We start from the raw sequence: 18,341 nt of genomic DNA, 5'->3' as shown, positions 1-18,341 counted from the left end.
GTCCGCGCGTGTCGTTCAGGGGCGGAAAGAGGCGCACAGGAGATGATCTTGCTGGTGTTCTACGAGCTGCTGTGACCTGCGCGTTTTGCTTCCGCACCTGACGGGAGTCGCGATCGATTCCGTCGACGCAACCGCGGCAGGGATCCGCATCCGGGTGTCCCCGCTGGCGCAGTCCGCATCGTGTCCGGAGTGTGAAAGTGTGTCGCGGCGGATCCACAGTCGATACGACCGCACCCTCGCCGACGCGTCGATCGGTAACCGGGCCAGCCGCTTGGTACTGCGAGTACGTCGGTTCCTGTGCCCGTCCGCCGAATGCGGTCGCCGGACCTTGAATTCGCAGACCGGAGGAACCTGCCCCGGCTCTTCGGTTTGGAGCGCCGGGTATGCCTGTCGGGTCGGTATGTCACGATCACCTCATGAGCAACACCGCGGGCGTCGTCGATGCGCACACGCCGGGGCGTGACGACCTCAAGCGGATTCTGTCGGCAGAGCCTGTGGCCCGCGAGGTGGCGATCTCGCGTGGTACTCCGGTGCCGAAGGCCGGTGGGGTCTACGCATGGTGGTTCGACGAGCTGCCCGGCGATCTCGACGCGACCGGCTGCATCGAGCGTGACGGGTCGATGCTTCTGTATGTCGGCATCAGTCCCAAAGCGCCCCCGCGGAACGGACGGGTAGCGAGCAGTCAGTCTCTTCGTTCCCGGATCACTACCCACTACACGGGTAACGCTGCCGGGTCGACGCTCCGGTTGAGTCTCGGATCTTTGCTGGCGTCCACGCTCGGGATTGAACTCCGACGGTTCGGATCTGGCGACCGTCTGCACTTCGGTGTCGGAGAGCGGGAACTGTCGCGGTGGATGCATGAGCATGCTCGTGTCGGATGGGTCGTCGACGAAGCTCCGTGGGAGCTGGAATCTCGACTGTTCGGGAAGCTCGTCGTCCCTCTCAACCTGGACGGCAACGATCATTGCGGGTTTCACGCTCGGATGCGTGAGGTTCGCAGCGCGGCCCGGGTTCACGCCCGCGCTCTGCCTGTCCTCCCGAACCCCGGCGCCGGGGGAAAGTACCCGTAAGAGGAGATGGATAGTGCACTCCTCCGGGCAGCCCATCGAGGTCTGCTACGACGTAGCAGATACGCCCCTGTGCCGCTCGTATCTGTACCTGTTCGCGAGAAGAGCAATTTGCGTCGTTTGCACAGCTGCGGGGCGGCGGCGCTCCCATCGCCGAGATCGTCACCAAGATCGGGCTGACCTGCTCGACGCTGTATCGGCATCTCCCGCCGCGACCCGCCGATCCGGTCACCGCTGCGGCTCCACCGGGACCTGCGCCGGTTCCGCCCGGTGCGACAGTGTCCGACACGGCCCCGATGGGAGGACCGACTCGTGTGCCAGACCTGCGGATACCGTCCCGTCGACGCGGCGAGGCGATCCCGCACCTCGGCGACCTCGACATCGTCTGGCTGCACCTCGACGGTGACGGTCCGGTCCGCGAGCAGCGGCACTGCGCCCGGTGCCAACCCCCGATGTCGGGATCGTCGACAACGGCTGCCCGGACTGCGGGGCCGGCCGGGGGCCACCGGCATCGGGGTCGACGAGGTGTTGCCTTCCGCGGTTCTGCGGTGACTCCCCGACCGGGGCGGGGTCACCGGCGTGCACCTGGCGTGCGGGCGCCACAGGTGATGGATAGTGCGGTCGGCAACTCGATCGATCAGGCAGGTCCGTTCACCTCATGACTGGCGTCGAAGGCGGCGCCGGCAAGTTGCGGACAGTGAACTTTGCGATGCATGGACGTACCTTTGCGCATGATGTGCAGTGCCGTGGTGGCGGCTGCTCGGGTCACCGCGACGTCGTCGAGGAGTCGTTCGAGGGCGTCGAGGGTCTCGGCGTAGAGGAACAGCTGCCCGGGCCCCGATTCCTGGTACTCCACCTCGGACCATCCTGTCGTCGGATGCCGGCGGAAGAATTCGCGCACGGCAAGAGGGGTGGGGAACAGTTCCGCTTCGTTGACCTGGATCTTTCCCGCCGCCGGCGTGCCTCGGTCCTGATAGATCACCAACGTTTCGGTCATCGCGATCGACAGACACGACATCCGCCCGCTGCGTTTGCCGGGTGGGGTCAGGCAACTGATCACCCAGCAATGATGCTCTGTCCGCGCGGGATAGGGCACACAGCGCGTCAGATAGTTGCCGACGATCCGGGTGATCTGGTCGACATCGGAACGGGTACGAAAGTGCCGGTAGTTGGCGGCGGTGCGGGCCAATCGTTCCGCCGGGAAGCTCGTGCGGGGGGTGGTGTCATGGGTGTTGGCGACATCGGGGGCATCCAGCCAGCTGCGTTGTTCGTCGGGAGAGATCAGCTGGTCGAGGTGTTTGCTCGCCCCGATCATCGTGGCCATCTCGTTGATGTTGCGGGCGAGCAGTCCCGCGTGTTGCGCTCGGTGGATCAGCGACTTCTCGCGCAGCCGGAGGTGGCGTTTGCCCTGCTGCGACCGGGTTGCCGCGGTATCGGGCCGCACCCGGATCCGGTGGATGTCGTGATAGCGGCCTCGATGCTGCTTGAGCCGTTCGGGAAGATCGATCGATTCACCGATATAGCACTGACCGTCGGTGAATTCGAGGATGTAGTAGCCGACGCGACCGGCACCGGCCTGGTCGAGATGCCGGATGACCGCCACCGGGGTCGGTTCCACCGGGGCGCCGAACCCGTTCTCGGCAGCCCACACCTCGATCCGGTGCGCTCGAGCGGCAATCACCTCCGGATTCGGCGGCGGCTCCGGTGCCAGTGGAACGGCAGGAAGCGCCGACGGCGGGGTCGCGGCACCACCGGAATGCCACTGTTTCGAGATGTCGGCAAGACCCCAGGCGCAGTTCGCCGCCGCGGTCTCCATCACCTCGCGGAGGGTATCGAGGCCGACGGCGTCGACCGTCCCATCGGCGCCGGCGAATCCGGTCTGCGCGGTGTCGAGTTGCCACCTGTTGTCTCGAAACATCCAGTGCATGCGCATGTCCCGGATATCGATGTCCAGCACTTCGCCGACGTACTGCAGGAAGCCCCCGCTCAGATCGCTCGGTATGCGCGTCGAGATCTCGATCCTTGCGCTACCGCCGTGGGACGCGAGGTCCATGACGGTGTCCCATCCCGTCCCGAACGCGCAGTACATGGTTGCGACCACGGACTCGTACCGCCCGGCCAGCTCGTCGAGGACGGGATCGTCGATGTCGGCGAGACGGTCGTGCAGATCGACGACTCCTGTGGGGGGCTCGGAGCCGAGCTCGGGAACCAACCAGGCCGGCACATGGCTGTATACGTGCTCGAGTACCGCCGCGCTGCCTCGCACCGACATCGCACCGGCTGGGGACACCAGCCCGGTCGACGTCTCGTCCACACCCCACCGTACGTCGTGGACGAGCCTGACGTGCGCGTCGTCCACACCCCCGACTGGGGAACAGGCACGAACCTCGAGGCATGTTCGGCCACCGGCCGCTCGCATCCGTGTCCGTATCGGCCAACCGGCACAGAACATCGCATACACCTGCAGCCCGATCTGTTCGGGGAGCTCTGCGATAAGCAACCGGGGTTCCTCGCTCTCGGTGTCCATGCCGTTACCCGTCCAGTCCGATTCCGCACACGGCACGCCGTCTGCTGCCGCCGAGTCCGCCGGGGCGCTGTTCACGGGGCCAGCCGACGACGCGGCGGGCACGAAGGGCCCATCGGCCCGACCGGCGATCGGTCGAAGGTTTCTCTGCTTCCGTGGTGCTTGCGCCAGAAGTCATCCTGAAATCCCGCGATGGTCCCCACCCAGCTGGCCGCGTGTTCGAGACCGTGGACGCGGAACCACTCCTGCGTGTTGTCGGGCAGTGCGTCGACGATGTCGCCGGGCTGTTGCATCGCCATGCCGGCCAATCGGGACAACACCCCTCTGCTGCGCTGGGTGACGAACACGTCGGGGTAGAGCTCGCAGGCCAGCTTCCCTCCGGAGGGCAATCGATGCGAGGCCCGCACGTCGAACGCTACGGTCCTCCTGTCACCTCGCGGCGATGCCCGGTCGACGTCGACACGTATACGCGGAACGGTCTCGGAGGAAGTAGCCCACCGACGCTGGATTCGCTGTTCCAGCAGCCGTTCCGTCTGCCATCCGGACAACACCTCGATCCAGGCGACCGCGCACTCGATCGCGTCGTCGTCGACGACGAAGATATGGTCGTCGTCCTCCGGACGGATCTCCTGTATCGCGACGGTGCCCGCGTCCTCCACCAGGGACTCGGCGGTCGCGAAGACCCGACCCCATTCGTCGACGAAGACATCGGGGTGGACTTCACACGCGGCGAATCCCGTCGATGTCTGCCGGTGAGTGGCTTTGACCTCGAACACCATTGCTGCAAATCCTTCCTGCGACTGTCAGAGGGCCCGCATCGGGTGGTCCCTGGTGCAGTCGATGCGACATCATGGCACGCCTATCCTGCGTCCCACCCGTTACTGGGAGACGGAGCGCTTCGGTGCCGCGAGGGCCCGATCGACCTCCCTCACCAGCAGCCGTGCGGCCCCGGCATTCAACGCTTGACGGACCGCGTGTCCCGCACCTGCGGCCGCCGCCGCTGCGATACCTCGCTTGTGCCGTGCCCGCCAGACGGTGGATCGGGTGTTCTTGTAGAAGTCCCGCGCCGCACCGGCACCGCTCGGGGCCGCCATCGCCATCGCACGAAACAGCGCCTCGACGAGGACCGGCTGCATCTGATGAGCAACTCGTTCGAATCCGGCGACCGCGAGCGGGATCGCCTGGCCGGCACGGTTCCGCATCTCGGAAATCCCCTGCGTGCGATCGAGAATCCTACGTCCCATCGCAGCGAATTCCGCCTCCGAATGCGGCTCGATCCCACGGAGCAAGGCGATCGACATGGCCAAGGCCGCGACCGTCTCGAGAACAGGAGTCGAATCGCCTTCTGGATCGGTCTTGCCGAGATCGGCGATCGCTTGCCGCTTCACCCGCCCGATCAACGCGTCCGCCTTCTCACCGGGATGTCGGCGCCCCAACTCGTCGACCAGCGTCCTCGACGCGGGAAGCTGCCGGGCGAAAATTTCCCCCAGCAACGCCGCAATCTCCTCGATGCTCGGCTCGACGTCGGTCCCGTCGTCATCGAAGGTTCTCGACATCGGCACGGCGAGCGCGCGACCGTGGGCGCTCGCCTCGTCGAGCGCTCCGAGCGCGGCGAGGGCGTCGTCCCAGGTGATCGACTCGTCCGCGGCAGACGCCGGGCTCTGCGTCACCGACAGGTACGCATCGACCGCCCCCCGCACGGACCGAGCGTCCTCGAGCAGACTCTTGCGCAGCAGGCGTTGCGCACGGCTCGTCGGCTCCGTGGGCAGCCGATCGCGAAGATCGGCCAGGATCGATACCAGGTCGTCGGTGGCGTCGCGTTCCGCGTCGAGCCGGCCCAGAATCCGTTCCCCCGGCGAGAGAGGCCCGGAACCCGGCCGGCCCAGGGTGCGAGACGCCAGCACCAGTTCGATGGCGGCGATCTCCTGGGCAGCCAGCAGCAGCCGCAGGCGTGACACCCAGCTCCCCTCGGCCGCCGCGGACGCCAGGCCTTTCGCGACCTGGTCGTCCGGCGTATCGACGAGGCCGGCTGCCCCGAACCGGACGGCGGCCCGCAGGTCCGCGATCACCTCGTCGAGCACAGCCGACACCTGAGGATCCGCCCCGGTCGGGGTGCGCCCGCTGGCTTCCTTCGCCAGCAGGCGCCGTCGTTCGGATCTCAGTTCGGTCAGTGTGGGCGCACCGGGAATGGCGATCGGCCCGATGACCTCGACGTCCGCGCTCGTCACCGGTCCAGCGGCGTCGGCGGCATCGGACAACCGTTGCTGCCACGCCGCGGCGGCCGCCTCGGCCAGCATCGCCACCGAGACGCTCGGATCGAGAGTGCGCAGGGCGGTCAGCGGCCCGTCGGGCACACCGAGAATCTCGACGGTCACCTCCTCGTCTACACCGCCGGAGGAAACACTGGTCTCATGGTCGGTCGAGACGACCACCAACGCGTCGAAGTCGACAGGCTCGACGCCGTTGTCCCTCAGTACGCGCGCGGCGAGCTGGAGATCGGCGGAGCCGAGTCGGATTCGCTCGCCGTCGACCGACACCTCACGCGCGGTGACCCCGACTTCGTCCCCGAGCACCAGTTGAAGACGCCCCCGCACGATCACGACCGCCTGTGCTGTACCCATGCCGGGGATCGTACGGCCAGACAACTGCCATCGATGGATGCACGCCTGCGTGCAGGTTGTCGCCGAAGCCCTCACTCGTACATCGCAAGGAACCGCGGTGTCCCAAAGCCTTGCCGCCACGAGATTTCTCATTCTCGTCAGAATCCTCGGACATCCGTGCTTCTGAAGCCTCCACATCGGCGGTGGCTGTCGGATAGTGGGTCGCGGTTCGCCGCCCCGGGTCGTGACCGGCACCCGCGTCGGAATCGGCGATGCTGACACCCATGACACCCACCGCCCGGGCCGACACCACCGCCCTTGCGCTGTCTGCGGACTGCCGACGGTGGCTGAGCACCGCAGGTGTCGACCGCCGGCACGCGGTGATCGAGCAGGCGATAGCGGTGGATCTGCAGTGGTGGGACGACTCCTTGGTGGCGTTCGGTGTTCCCGCGGTCAGGTGTTCGCCGCGGCCGCGGACCTGTCCGAGCCGGCGGCGGTGTGGCTGTTGGTGTGGCTGTCCACGGCTGGGGAACCGGATCGCGGCGTCGGCAGGTGCACCGGCGCATGCGCGCAGCGGCCGCCGACGCGGACCGGTACGCGGAGGCCCTGACAACGGCAGCCGGACTCTCACGCACCGATCCGGAAAAGACCTATGCGCTGCTGTATCCGGGCAACCGCACCCTGATCCCGTTCCTCGGTCCGGCGTTCTTCACCAAGTTCTTGTACTTCGCCGGGGCCGGCGCCCCGACGCAGCCGAGCCTGATCCTCGACAGCCGGGTGGCCACCGCCCTGCACCGGGCCGGCTGGACCTCGCTCGGCACCCGGGGTGGATGGCCGGCGCAGACCTACCGTCGCTACACCGCACTGCTGGCCCGCTGGGCGGACGAGTACGCGCTCGAACAACAAGGATCAGGCACCGATGTGCTCGAGCGCTGGTTGTTCGACCACGGCACGACCCGGCGCAGAGCTCGCTGATACCGGCACCCGAGGAGAAGCGGGACTCCCGCCCGGGCGATCCGGGCCGGTGATCGTTACCGGATGGGGGCACCCTGCCAGCGCGCCGGACGCCGGCGTAGCGGAGGGTCGGTGGGCCATGAGGGTGCCGGACCGCCGTGGGTCGCAGACCCTGGTGCCGCGGCGGCCGCGTCGGGATCCAGGCGTCACCGGTGGGGGCGGCGGAGTTCGGTCAGTCGGGACCGAATCGGTGTCGCGGCCATGCCCTGCAGGTTCAGCGGCGGATCGAGGCTCGCCAGTACCTCGCCTCGAGCTGTCCGAGGGTATCGGCGTCGTCGGAGGCGATAGCCACCACCGTCAGGTGTCGGGTCATCCACGCGGTAAGGGCGTCCTCGTCGATGTGCGCGCTGCCGTCGGCGTGGGCGAGGACCGCGCCGAGGGTGCGCCGGAAGGTGGAGAACTCGTGCCTGCCACCCAGGTGCATCCCGGCGATGCGCGACCACAACGTGTTGGTCGACCGTTTCCCGCTCGGCCAGCGCGTCGCACCGGCCAGGCCCGCGTAGATCAGCCCCGGAGAGACAGGAACACCGAGTCCTGCGGTGAGATCCGCTGCGCCGGCGGCGTCGACCCACCAGCTGTACAGACCCGGCGTCTTCCACCCCTCGCCGGCAGAGGCGAGAAACTCGGCCGGAGTGAGCGCACGGGAGGTGTCGCGCAGCAGGGCGACGACCGAGGCGGTGTCCACATCGGCGGGCTCGCTGTGCCCCTGCGCGGCCGGCGCTGCGGGGACGGCACCGTGCGCGGCGTACCACCCGAGCCGCTGCCCCAAGCTCAAGCCGTCGAGGGGCGTCACCACACTGGCACCCTTGGCGACCAGATGGGGGGACAGCGCCTGCACATAGGGCGCTCCGGCGTGGATCTCGACGACCGTGCCTGGCAGCGGACCGCCCAGCAGGTCCAGGCGCTCGGCCACCCACCGCCCCCAGGCGGCGCGATAGGCGGCGGGGGTGTCCGGCAGGTACCGCTCGTACGGAGCGAGCCACTCCTCCGGTGCCACCAACCCGTGCTCGGCGGAGAGGATGAACCACGGCAGTCCCCGGCTCTCGGCGTAGGCCCGCTGGCGAGTAAACAACGCCGAGACGTACAGATCCTTCGCCGCCGCCGGAACCTTGAGTTTCGACTTGACGCACGTGACGAGCAGCAGATCGGCCCGGCCGGTGCCGCCGGGAGCCTGCGCGGCGGCTGCCGAGGTGCTCTGTATCGAGCCGACCCGCTCGGTTGTGCCGGCGCGGTCCTCGTCCGCGGGCTCGCGCACGAACGTGACCTCCTATCCCATCCGCAGGTTGGCGAGGGTGAAGCCGGCCGAGCGCCAGGCGTGCACATGCGGGCGGTCCCCGGACCACCAGGCGCGGTGCTTCGACGCCGACGGCGGCAGCCCCCCGACGAGGGTGTCGAGGTCCTGCCAGCTCACCCGAACCGACCGGCCGGCTGCCTCAAGTCGGTCGATCAGAGAATCCCACTGCGCCACAGCGCCAATGTCTATCACCTCGCGCGCACCGGCCCGCGGCCGTGGGTGTGCCTGCGCTGGGTGTCCGGTCCGTCTGATGCGGCTGGCTCGGTCACCGTCTCATGGGCACCATGAGCTAACGACGCTGTTCCAGCTCGACGACGGGCGCCTCCGAGCGCGAAACCTACTCCCAGCGGACGTCTCGGCCGTACTCGGCCCAGCGGGCGTTCAGTTCGTCACCGAGAGTCGAGTGAGAGCCGTCGTGGTGCACTTGGAACTCGAAGCGGTCGGGCTCAGCTATGGCTTTGAGTATCGTCCAGATCGCGTTGGCCGCATCCGCGTACCTGTCGTCGAGGTTTGTCTCGGTGTCGGGAAACTCGAGCTCGACCGTGATCGTGCGCGTCGTCATCAACTGATTGTTGTCCACCGCAGCCAGGAAACAGTGCCGCCTCGCCGCCGACGATCTTTACGGTCTGCATCACGCCGTGGCCCTCTTCCGGCATCGGAGCCGAAGCATGGTCGCCGATCACACTCGATCGCTGCGGACTCTTCCCGGATCCGGCCGACCGGCCTCGCCAAGGGCCACGAGCGGACCTGTCGGATGCGTCGATCGGCCGGTCCATACCCGTGTGGCGGATGAGGCGTGTCGCAGCGCGCACCGAACACCGGTCGGGTACGACTGGGAAGACAGCCGTCGAGAGGGAAGGAGCTCGGCCTTGGTCGCCACCGACATCCCGGAGCCGGGCTCGGTCGATCCGGCTCTGGTGCAGCACCTGGCCGCGCAGGTGGCTGCGTTGGATCCACAGCCCCGGCCCCGTCGCTGGGTGAGCCTGAGCCTGTGTGTCCTCGATGCGGTGTGGAGCATCGGCCTGCGCTATCACCAGGTCGTCGCCCCGGTCGTCACCAAAGTCGCGAGCGAATTCGGCGTCGCGCGCCCGACCGTGCCGGCCGCCACCGCACTCATGGAGGACCCGATCCCGCTCACCGTATTCCGGGACCGGTTCGCCACTGCCGACGCGCTGCGGGCGGTGACCACCGAGCACCGCACTTCCACCCGCGGCGGGATCTACAAGGCCGACGCCGCCGTACGCTACGCCGACATCCTGCGCGAGCACCACATCGACACCCTCGCCGACGCCCGACACGTGCTCGCCGATCCGGACCGGCTCGCGGTCGTCGACGCCGACCTGCGCCGGGTCCCGGGCGACGGCGCCCATGCCATTCGGCGTGACTACCTGTGGATGCTGATCGGTGACGACGAGCTGATCAAACCCGACCGGATGGTGCTGCGCTGGCTACGCCACCACGGCGCCGACGTCGGACCCGCCACCGCCCGCCGCCTCGTCACCGCGATCGCCGCAGTTCTCAACCAGGACGAGAGCCAGCCTCGGCAGATCACGGCCTGGGAGATCGACCACGCCCTCTGGCAGGCCGGACAAAAGCTCCCTCGGCTCTGACGAGGACCCAACGCCACCGGCACAACTCGGTATCGGGGGTATCCACACCATGTCCCTGTGCGGCCGAGGCCCGGCACCTCGATACCGTGGCAGCCGTGACGGCAGCAGCATGGGTGGTGCGCTCGGGCAAGCTCGGGGAACGCGATCAGGTGGCTCTGACGCAGGGCTGCTCCGGTGGGGGCTGGGAGGAGATCCCGGACCTGACCGCATGCACCACCCGGACCGAGGTCGCTACGGTTGTCGAGTCCGTCCTCGGCGGAGAAAGCAGGAGCCGGGTGCAGAACGCCGTCGCGCAGCTGTGGGCCCTGCGCGGACGCATCGCACCCGGGGATGTGCTGGTGATGCCGATGAAGACCACCAAACAGCTCGCGCTGGGGCGGGTCACCGCAGGCTACCGTTACCTGAGCGAAAACCCGCCGGCGCTGCGGCACGTGGTCGCGGTGGACTGGCAGCGCACCGACCTGCCCCGATCGGCGGTCAAACAGGACCTGCTCTACACCCTCGGCAGCGTGCTCACCGTGTTCGCTCCCAGCAAGAACAACGCCGTCGCCCGCCTCGAGCACCTGCTCGCCCACGGCACCGACCCCGGCGCGGTCGAAGCGTTGCCCGTGCCGCGTCGCGCCGGCGCCGCGCCGGTAACCGAGACCGACGGCTCGGTCGATTCCCCGGAGTTGAGCACCGATTTCGAGCAGGCCGCCACCGATCAGATCCTCACCCGGATAGGCGAGGATTTCACCGGCCACGAGCTGGCCCGCCTGGTCACCGCCGTGCTCGAGGCCGAAGGCTTCCGATGCGACATGTCCCCACCGGGTCCGGACGGCGGCATCGACATCACCGCCGGCCGCGGCCCGCTGGGCCTGGACACTCCCACCTTGCTGGTGCAGGTCAAATCCGGCGGGCAGGTTGGGGCGCCGGTGGTCTCGCAACTGCAGGGAGTGATGTCCACTCAGGGCGCCGATCAGGGGCTGCTGGTGGCCTGGGACGGGCTGACCCGCCCGGCCCGTGAGCAGATGCGCCACCACCGATTGCGGATCCGGGTGTGGGAGGCCGCCGACGTAGTCGACGCCGTGCTGCGCAACTACGCCCGGCTGCCGTCGGACATCCAAACCCTCCTACCGCTGAAACAGGTGTGGATGCTCAGCAACCTCGACGATTGACACCCGACACTCTCCTTGGCGTCAGGCGGATCCCCTCCGCGCCAACAAGGGGTCCGGATGGTCAGCCGCCGGTGTTGTGGGCGGTCTCGACCAGCTCCCGCACACCGCCGATGGTGTGGTCGAGGTTCAGCGGCGGGGCCCACGCGGCGACGACGGCGGGCTCGACCTGCCGCGGGGTTGGATGCTCGCACCAGGACAGGCGCAGATGGGTGCGCATCCAGCCGGTCAGGCGCACCTCGTCCTCGGGCAGCAGCACCCCAGTCGGTGCGATACGTCGGATACCCTCCGTCTGCATTAGTAGCCCAGCTGAGCGTGGCGATCGTCGCGGCTAGATCGAGCCCGTCGAGGACGTCCATCAGGGAGGGGTAGAACGCGGCCGTCCGGGCATACCGACGGTGAAGGCACGGGCAGTCAGAGACTGCTCACCGAACAAAGGGGGCAACGGTGACCGACGATGCGGAGCGGGCGCTGCTGGTGCGCCACGCCGGCGGTGGGGCATGGGAGTCGCCGGAGATGACCGCCTACGACAACGAAGACCATCTGCAGTCGATCATCGCCGCCGCACCCCAGCACGTGCCCGGTGTGCCCGACGGCGCGGTGACCGTGCGGGAGCTGCCGACCTCCGCCGGCCCGGCCGATGTGTGCATCGTCGGTCCCGACGGGGACATCACCATCGTCGAATGCAAACTGGCGTCGAACTCCGAACGACGCCGGTTGGTCATCGGTCAAGTCCTCGACTACGCCTCGGCGATCTGGCGGGACGGGTCCGCGGCGTTTCGCGAGCAATGGTCCCGGCAACGCGGCGTCGACCTGAGTTCCCTCGGGGAGGGCGGCGACGCGCAACTGGACCGCAACCTCGCCGACGGGCTGATCCACCTGTGTCTGGCGGTCGATCAGATCGACGCCGATCTGCGGCGGCTGGTCGAGTACCTCAATCGGATCACCCGGGACGAGGTGCGGGTCACGGCCCTGCAACTGGCCTACGCCCGACACGGCGACCTCGAGATCCTTGTGCCCTCGACCTACGGTGGGGAAATCGCCGCGGTCAAGGCCCGAGCCTCGGGACAGCCCACCACCTGGACCAAGGGCACTTTCCTCGACGCTCTGGCCTCGCCGTCGGACCACGAGCTCGCCGAGCGGCTCTTCGCTCTGCTCGAGGCGATCGACGAGAAGACGGGCACACACGATGATCTGTGGTTCGGCAACCGCCCCTACGGCGGTATCTTCCTGCACCCCTATGGGTTGCGGTACGCGCCGCTCCAACTGTGGATCAACAAGGCGGGCCGGCTCATGGCGTACGGGAACTGGCGACAATACGAGGCCGTGCGCCACCACCCCGGCTTCGCCGAACTCGCGCGGCTGGTCGGACAGGACCACCGGTCCAGCATGAAGGGATTCGCGGTTGCCGACCTCGACCTGGAGCAGCTGTGGCCGATCGTTCTGCGCTGCGCCCGGCAGATCAACGACCAGGACGCCAGGATGGATGCTGATCGGCCGACCCACTGAAGCGGTGACAAGAAAAAGCGCTGCTGGCCTCGGGTCCCGACACTCGAATGTCGGCTGCGAAAAGCGCGGGCCGTGGTATTTGCCGCACCGACGCGGGCATGCTCGTTCGGTCCGTTACGGCAGGGGAACTTCCCGGGTGGGAACGTCGGCGAAGTCTTCCCTCGTGATGGCGGACGCACGGACGGTGTTGGCGGCGCTGCGGAGAGGCTCGTTGAGGGCGTCGTACATGGCGATCAAGGTGGTGACGGCCCACTCCTCGGCTTCTTGACGTTGCTGTTCGTCGTCGAGATCGAGGGGGTGGTAGAGCGAGATCCGGGAGGCGCGTTTGTCGTCCAAGCGTTCCCAACTAAACGCTCCGGCCCCTACTCGGGCTTCCCAGTGGGCCCGTTCCGTGGCGAATTGGTCGAACAATTGTTTGGTGACGTCTCGGTCCTTGAGATCGAGGTATGCCTCGATGCGGAGTTTGCCGTTGGCGATGGACAGACCCCAGTTGCCGAACGGGCCGAAGGCGAAGCTTGTCCAGTTGTACCGGCTCCGAGCAGGGACGCGGATGCCGGGACGTTGGGCGTTCACCGTGGTCAACACCTCCGCGAAGAAGTCCTGTCGCACGGTGTTGACCGGGTTGGCGGTTTCCGCATCGGCTCCGCCGGCGGACTTCACCGACTTCTGCCAGTCGTTGGGGCGCGAGACCACGGTGAAAACGGGTGCGCGTGGCCCGTCGTCTCCGATCTGGACCACGCTCACCTCCACCCCGAAGAAACCGACATTGTTGTCGGTGCGTTCGTTGAGCCAGTCCAGAGCACTGCGGTGATCTTCGCGGAACCTGGTGGCGACCCATACCACCGCCGTGGCATCGAGCCCGGCCGCATAGACCACGTTTTGACCCAGGTGCCCGTGATCTGTGCGTTCGAGCTGATTCTCGATGACTACAGTCCGTCCGTTCTCGTCCTCGGCTTGGATATCGAGCCAGAACTCGCCGACCGCAACCTCGGTCGTCACGACCGTCAGCGTCATACCGAGCTCCTGGGCCAGCACATCGATATTCTCGGCCAACCACGGCGTGAAATCGCCGGCCTCCGACGACCACACACTGCGGGGGTCGGCCACACGACGCAGACGCCCGAGATTCTTGCTGTCGAGTGCCATATGACGTGATTGTGCCAGTCACGCCGGTCTCCGTTGCCGATTTCCTGCCAGCACCTGCCTGCCCTCCGACAGAGAGCGACCGGCCCTGCCTCGGACGCCAGGAGATCGTTGCAGCAGCCGGCGCTGGCGGAGTTGGTGCGGGCCGGGCGGGCCGAGGCGAAAGCCTTGGCTCAACAGGGATGTCGTGCCCACCATGTCCCTTGTGGCGAAGCGCTACAGTCCCGCCGACGATCCAGCGACAATGCTTTTCCGGCACTGCGTCTGTGCCGATGCCCGGTGCTGCAGACCCGCGAACGACTCGGTATCGCCGCCTACGTCGATCTCGTGAAATGCAACGCCGACGGGCGCCCAGTTGTCTGCTCGACGCGAAATGCAAGCAGTGCGCGAAAACACCGGGACCTCGCCGGCCGGCGGTACCGCATCCGGCCCGAAGGTATCGATGTCCTTCGACGCTCCCCGAGCTGGCGGTAGTTGCTGTTCCACGCCGACGTCGCCTCGGCGATTCAGGTGGTCAGCGCGTCGAGCGGCACCTCTCCACTACTGGTCAATCGGAGGAAGGCGCCGAGTTCGGCCAGGGCCTGCGGTGTGGCGGGCAGGTAGTCGGTCAAGGCGTGCGAGCGGATCACGATGGCGGCCCACTGGGCGCGGGAGACGGCGACGTTGAGGCGGTTGCGGGAGAGCAGAAACGCCATGCCCCGGGGGACGTCCTCGGCCGCGGAGGCCGTCATCGACACCACCACCACCGCGGCTTGACGGCCCTGGAATCGGTCCACCGTTCCCACCTGCACCCGGCTCAGACCGGCCCGCGCGAGATGCGTCGCGATCAGATGGACCTGGGCGTTGTACGGGGCCACCACCAGCACATCGGCCTCGCCGAGCACCCGGGTTCCGGTGAACGACGATGGATCCTGCCACCGGACCCCGAGCACCGCCCGCACCTGACTAACCACCTCGGCGGCTTCTTCCACGCAGGCGGTGGCGTTGCCGTGGTGCTCGACGAGCACCGTGTGCACACCCGGGGCCAGACCGTCGAGGGAGCGCGTTCGGGTCACCTCCTCCTCGGAGTAGAGCCGGCCGTCGTAGGACAGCTGCGAGACTCGCTCGCACAGATGCGGGTGCATCCGCCAGGTGTGCGCGAGAAAGTAGCCGCGCTCCGGCGGCAGGGTCGGATGGTCCTCGGCGAGCCAGTCCAGCACGGAGGACTCGACCGGGTCAGGGTGCACCCCCTGGGTGACCTGGGGTAGTTGCTGCGGGTCACCGAGCAGCAGCAGGTTCTGCGCGGCGGTGGCCACGGCGATGGTGTTGGCCACGCAGAACTGTCCGGCCTCGTCGACGACCAGCAGGTCCAGACACCCCGGGTCCACGCAGTTCAGGTTGGTGAAATCCCAGGCGGTACCGCCCAGGACACACCCTCCCCCGCCGAGGGTGTCGAGCATCGCCGCGAACTGGCGCGCCTCGATCGGGGTCCAGGGTGGGTTCTGCCGTTTGGTCTTGGCCTTGAGTACCCGGTTGCCGGGCACGCCGACGGTGATGATCTCGGCGAGCAGGTGCTCGACGACCGCATGGGACTGTGCGACCACCCCGACCGTCCAGCGGTGGCGGAGAACGAGGTCGGCGATGACGCGGGCGGCGGTGTAGGTCTTGCCGGTGCCGGGCGGGCCCTGCACCGCCAGGTAGGAGTGATCCAAATCGAGCACCGCGGCGGTGAGCGCCGCACGGTAGTCACCGTCAACCACACCCGGCAAAGGCGCCCCGGACCTGGTGCGGGGCGGGATCCGGCGCAGGATGTCGACCGCGGCGGTGCGGGGCATCTGCGGCAGCGTCCGGCCCATCTGCTCGGCGGCCGAGGCGATGGCCCGTTCGAGCGCCCGAGCGGGGATCGGCTGCCCGGGCGTGAGCGCCATCGGCAACGCCGCGTACTCCGCGTCGCCGGGGAGCACTTCCTTGACCTCGACGACGTCGCGGACGACACCGTCCACCAGGCGCGTGCCCATCTCGAGGATTTCGCCCTGGTGGTATCCGCGGGTGGCGGGGCCGGCATCGCGCAGCCCGGCCGGGACGGGCGGCTCGTACAGCAGGAACACCGTGTCCCCAGTGCGGAGGGTGCTGCCGGTGGCGAGGTCCCCGATCAACTCGAGGTGCCGGCGCTTCTTGCGCTGGCGCGCGGTCGCGGTGTGCCAGTCCTTGAGCAGGGTCACGGTGGCCGCGATCAGGGTGTCGCGGGTCTCGGCCCATTCGTCGACCGGGTGTGAGAGCCGATCGAAGTGCCCCCACCAGAACGGTTTGTGTTCGCGGCGGTGATACCCCAGGGCCGCAGCCATCAATGCCGCCGTCTGCTGATCACCCCTGCGAGGGTGCGTGATTCCGTCGCCAGCGAAGGCGCGCAGCGCCGCTTCCCCCAGGAGCAGGTCCGGGCCGGGCTCGTCCCGCTCGCCGGTATCGACCGTCGGTGCGCCGTCACCGGCCACCCCGACCCGGATGGCCTGGGCCAGGAGCCAGTCCCGCAGGCCCATTGTGGAGCGGCAGTCGGCCTCGTTGTAGGCCGCGATGTCGGCGAGCACCGACTCCGCCTCGGAGAGTCTGCCGGCGTCGCGCAGCGCGCTGAAGTCGGCGTAGGCGACGATGGAGGCGGCCCCGTGCGTGACCGGCCCGTCGCGGGCCCCGGTGTACAGCGGCTCGAGGGCTTTGAGGCCGTAGGACCGCTGACCGATCCGCACCGCTGCCCGCACGATCGGATACAGATCGACCAGCACCCCGGCCCGGAGCAGCTCGTCGACGATCTCCTCCCCCACCCCGTAGCGGCCCGCCACTCGCAACAGGGCCGTCTTCTCGTAGGCGGCATAGTGATAGATGTGCAAGTGGGGGTGTGCGCGCCGGCGGGCGGTGACGTAGTCGAGGAAGTCGAGCAGCGCCCGGCGTTCCTCGCGGCGAGAATGGGCCCACCACGGCCGGAACCGCGGCGCCGACGCCGGACCTTCGACGACGCCGAACAGGTACTCCAACCCCCAGTCCGTGCCAGTGTCCTCGGCCCACAGCGGGTCGCCTTCGAAGTCGAAGAAGATGTCCCCCGGATCCGGGGCGGGCAGCGCGGCCAGCACCTGCGGGGCGAACACCTCCACCACCGGCTCCTCGGTGTGCTCCTGGCGCAGCTGGATCGCCGCCTGGGCCCGCAACGTGGTTAAGGTCCGCTCCGAGATACCCGGCACCGGGGCCGGGCAGGTAGCCAGCGCATCGATGGTGGGGATCCCGCCGTCGAGCAGCCGCGCCCGTTGGGTCGCCCGCATACCCGCCACCAACAGCAGATCCCGGGCCGCCACCACTTCCAGCTCGCACACCTCACACCGCCCGCACGCGCCGTACCGCCCCTCCTCCCAGGACGCCGCGATCCCGGCGTCGCGGTGGGCGTCGAGCATCATCTGCAGGCGGGCGCGTCGTTGGTGGTACACCGGCACCAGATCCGCGACCGGATGGGAGGACATGCCGCCGTCGCCGAGCAGCAGGTGCACCTGTTGAGATACTTCGACTCCGGTGCGTCCCAGCGCGTCGGCGTAGGCGGCCAGCTGCAGCAACGCCGGCACCTTGGCGTGCCGGGCGAGCTTGGCGTCGTACACCGCATACCCGTCCTCGTGCCGGACGAGGAAATCGGCGAACCCAACCAACCGGCCGTCGAAGAACGCCCCCTGATAGATCACCTCACGCCCCGCCGCGAGGGCCTCACAGGTGGCCCGGACGGCTGCTTCCAGGCCCGATACCGTCATGCCCGATTCAGTCATCGGCGGTCGCTCTATGGTGACCACCGCGTCACCGAACTGCTCCTCGAACGCGGCCAGGTGCCGACGCTCGTGCACCTGACCCAAATCCGCTGCCCGCTCGAGCACGGGATCGGCAACCGATGCCGGGGCCTCACGCAGCCCCAACACCACATCCAAATTGCGCATCACCGCGAACTCGCACGCCGCCGCCCGCACCAGATCACCGGCGCTGAACACCACGACACCATCGAGGACGAACATCGCCCTACCCCCAGGCCCCGCAGCGCGTCACCATCGCTCGACTATGGCAGATGCTGCCGGGTGACCGTGGCGGGTGTGGACGGTGTTGATCGCCGACACGCGGCGGCGCTGAGTGGCGGGCGCGGCGGGATGTTCGTGCAGGAACCGGGCGAGCGCCTCCGGGGTCGCGGGGAGCGCGGGTTGGTCGGTGGCGGTGCACCAGTCGGCGAACAGGGCCCAGTCGTGCCGATACCGCGCCGCGATCCGCAGGCCCGATACCGTTTCCGGAGAGTCACCGAGTCGCTCGGTCGAGGCGCTCACGCTACAGACCCAGATTGGTGACCGCGTTGCCCAAAAGGGGTGCGTGTTCGCGGGCGTAGACCTCGAGCATGGCGGGGGTAGTGTGTTTGATATGCGGGTAATCACTGTGC

15 protein-coding genes and 1 pseudogene are annotated in these 18,341 nt (G+C 68.3%); 6 read left to right on the top strand and 10 right to left on the bottom strand.

Annotated elements, in window-relative coordinates:
• Positions 1-154: 154 nt before the first annotated feature.
• The gene (locus CQZ88_RS02190) at positions 155-463 is read left to right on the top strand and encodes a transposase family protein (RefSeq protein ID WP_258008421.1); all 309 of its coding nucleotides are present in this window, start codon (positions 155-157) and stop codon (positions 461-463) included.
• Complete coding sequence (locus CQZ88_RS02185; RefSeq protein ID WP_258008419.1) at positions 417-1,070, top strand: GIY-YIG nuclease family protein; 654 nt, start codon at positions 417-419, stop codon at positions 1,068-1,070. Before CQZ88_RS02190 ends, CQZ88_RS02185 begins: the two co-directional genes overlap by 47 nt.
• A 634-nt stretch (positions 1,071-1,704) precedes the next feature.
• On the opposite strand, the gene CQZ88_RS02175 is transcribed toward CQZ88_RS02185, so the two are convergent.
• From CQZ88_RS02175 to CQZ88_RS02165, 3 genes are all read right to left on the bottom strand, one after another.
• Entirely contained in the window at positions 1,705-3,426 is a 1,722-nt protein-coding gene (locus CQZ88_RS02175) for a hypothetical protein (RefSeq protein WP_102799179.1), read from the bottom strand.
• Between the two features lie 239 nt (positions 3,427-3,665).
• Positions 3,666-4,370 (bottom strand): hypothetical protein, encoded by a 705-nt coding sequence (locus CQZ88_RS29705; protein ID WP_180986927.1) that lies wholly within the window; start codon positions 4,368-4,370, stop codon positions 3,666-3,668.
• 99 nt (positions 4,371-4,469) lie between these two features.
• Positions 4,470-6,212: a hypothetical protein gene (locus tag CQZ88_RS02165; protein WP_102799178.1), complete on the bottom strand. Its 1,743-nt coding sequence runs from the start codon at positions 6,210-6,212 to the stop codon at positions 4,470-4,472.
• Between the two features lie 420 nt (positions 6,213-6,632).
• Here CQZ88_RS02165 and CQZ88_RS02160 point away from each other — a divergent pair, with 420 nt between their 5' ends.
• Positions 6,633-7,166 (top strand): hypothetical protein, encoded by a 534-nt coding sequence (locus CQZ88_RS02160; protein ID WP_368077774.1) that lies wholly within the window; start codon positions 6,633-6,635, stop codon positions 7,164-7,166.
• 253 nt (positions 7,167-7,419) lie between these two features.
• Here the strand turns inward: CQZ88_RS02160 and CQZ88_RS02155 are convergent, their stop codons facing one another.
• From CQZ88_RS02155 to CQZ88_RS02150, 3 genes are all read right to left on the bottom strand, one after another.
• On the bottom strand, positions 7,420-8,460 hold the full coding sequence (locus tag CQZ88_RS02155) for a DUF6884 domain-containing protein (RefSeq protein ID WP_258008418.1): 1,041 nt from the start codon (positions 8,458-8,460) through the stop codon (positions 7,420-7,422).
• A 12-nt stretch (positions 8,461-8,472) separates the two neighbouring features.
• Complete coding sequence (locus tag CQZ88_RS30340; RefSeq protein WP_258008417.1) at positions 8,473-8,616, bottom strand: hypothetical protein; 144 nt, start codon at positions 8,614-8,616, stop codon at positions 8,473-8,475.
• A 220-nt stretch (positions 8,617-8,836) separates the two neighbouring features.
• A complete protein-coding gene (locus CQZ88_RS02150) occupies positions 8,837-9,061 on the bottom strand; it encodes a hypothetical protein (RefSeq protein WP_146034236.1) in 225 nt (74 codons plus the stop codon).
• Positions 9,062-9,368: 307 nt separating this feature from the next.
• On the opposite strand from CQZ88_RS02150, the gene CQZ88_RS02145 reads away from it, so the two are divergent.
• Positions 9,369-10,109 carry a hypothetical protein gene (locus tag CQZ88_RS02145; RefSeq protein ID WP_258008416.1) on the top strand — a complete coding sequence of 247 codons (741 nt, stop codon included), beginning with the start codon at positions 9,369-9,371 and terminating at the stop codon, positions 10,107-10,109.
• A 95-nt stretch (positions 10,110-10,204) separates the two neighbouring features.
• Positions 10,205-11,266, top strand: a complete 1,062-nt coding sequence (locus tag CQZ88_RS02140; RefSeq protein ID WP_102799175.1) for a restriction endonuclease — start codon at positions 10,205-10,207, stop codon at positions 11,264-11,266.
• Positions 11,267-11,327: 61 nt separating this feature from the next.
• On the opposite strand, the gene CQZ88_RS02135 is transcribed toward CQZ88_RS02140, so the two are convergent.
• A complete protein-coding gene (locus tag CQZ88_RS02135) occupies positions 11,328-11,522 on the bottom strand; it encodes a GIY-YIG nuclease family protein (protein WP_102799174.1) in 195 nt (64 codons plus the stop codon).
• Positions 11,523-11,710: 188 nt separating this feature from the next.
• Here CQZ88_RS02135 and CQZ88_RS02130 point away from each other — a divergent pair, with 188 nt between their 5' ends.
• A complete protein-coding gene (locus CQZ88_RS02130; RefSeq protein ID WP_102799173.1) occupies positions 11,711-12,772 on the top strand; it encodes a hypothetical protein in 1,062 nt (353 codons plus the stop codon).
• 114 nt (positions 12,773-12,886) lie between these two features.
• On the opposite strand, the gene CQZ88_RS02125 is transcribed toward CQZ88_RS02130, so the two are convergent.
• The 3 genes and pseudogenes from CQZ88_RS02125 to CQZ88_RS02115 form a co-directional block, all read right to left on the bottom strand.
• Positions 12,887-13,918, bottom strand: coding sequence for a DUF4268 domain-containing protein (locus CQZ88_RS02125; protein WP_102799172.1), 1,032 nt, complete (start codon positions 13,916-13,918; stop codon positions 12,887-12,889).
• A 503-nt stretch (positions 13,919-14,421) separates the two neighbouring features.
• Complete coding sequence (locus CQZ88_RS02120; RefSeq protein WP_102799171.1) at positions 14,422-17,931, bottom strand: bifunctional RecB family nuclease/DEAD/DEAH box helicase; 3,510 nt, start codon at positions 17,929-17,931, stop codon at positions 14,422-14,424.
• A 54-nt stretch (positions 17,932-17,985) separates the two neighbouring features.
• A pseudogene (locus CQZ88_RS02115) lies at positions 17,986-18,231 on the bottom strand (hypothetical protein); the annotation flags it as partial.
• Positions 18,232-18,341: the final 110 nt, after the last annotated feature.

The organism is Rhodococcus sp. ENV425 (genome assembly GCF_002887785.1).
Classification (GTDB): Bacteria; Actinomycetota; Actinomycetes; order Mycobacteriales; family Mycobacteriaceae; genus Rhodococcus; species Rhodococcus aetherivorans.
The sequence above is the reverse complement of the archived record's forward strand: the minus strand, read 5'-3'. Positions and strand labels throughout refer to the sequence as shown.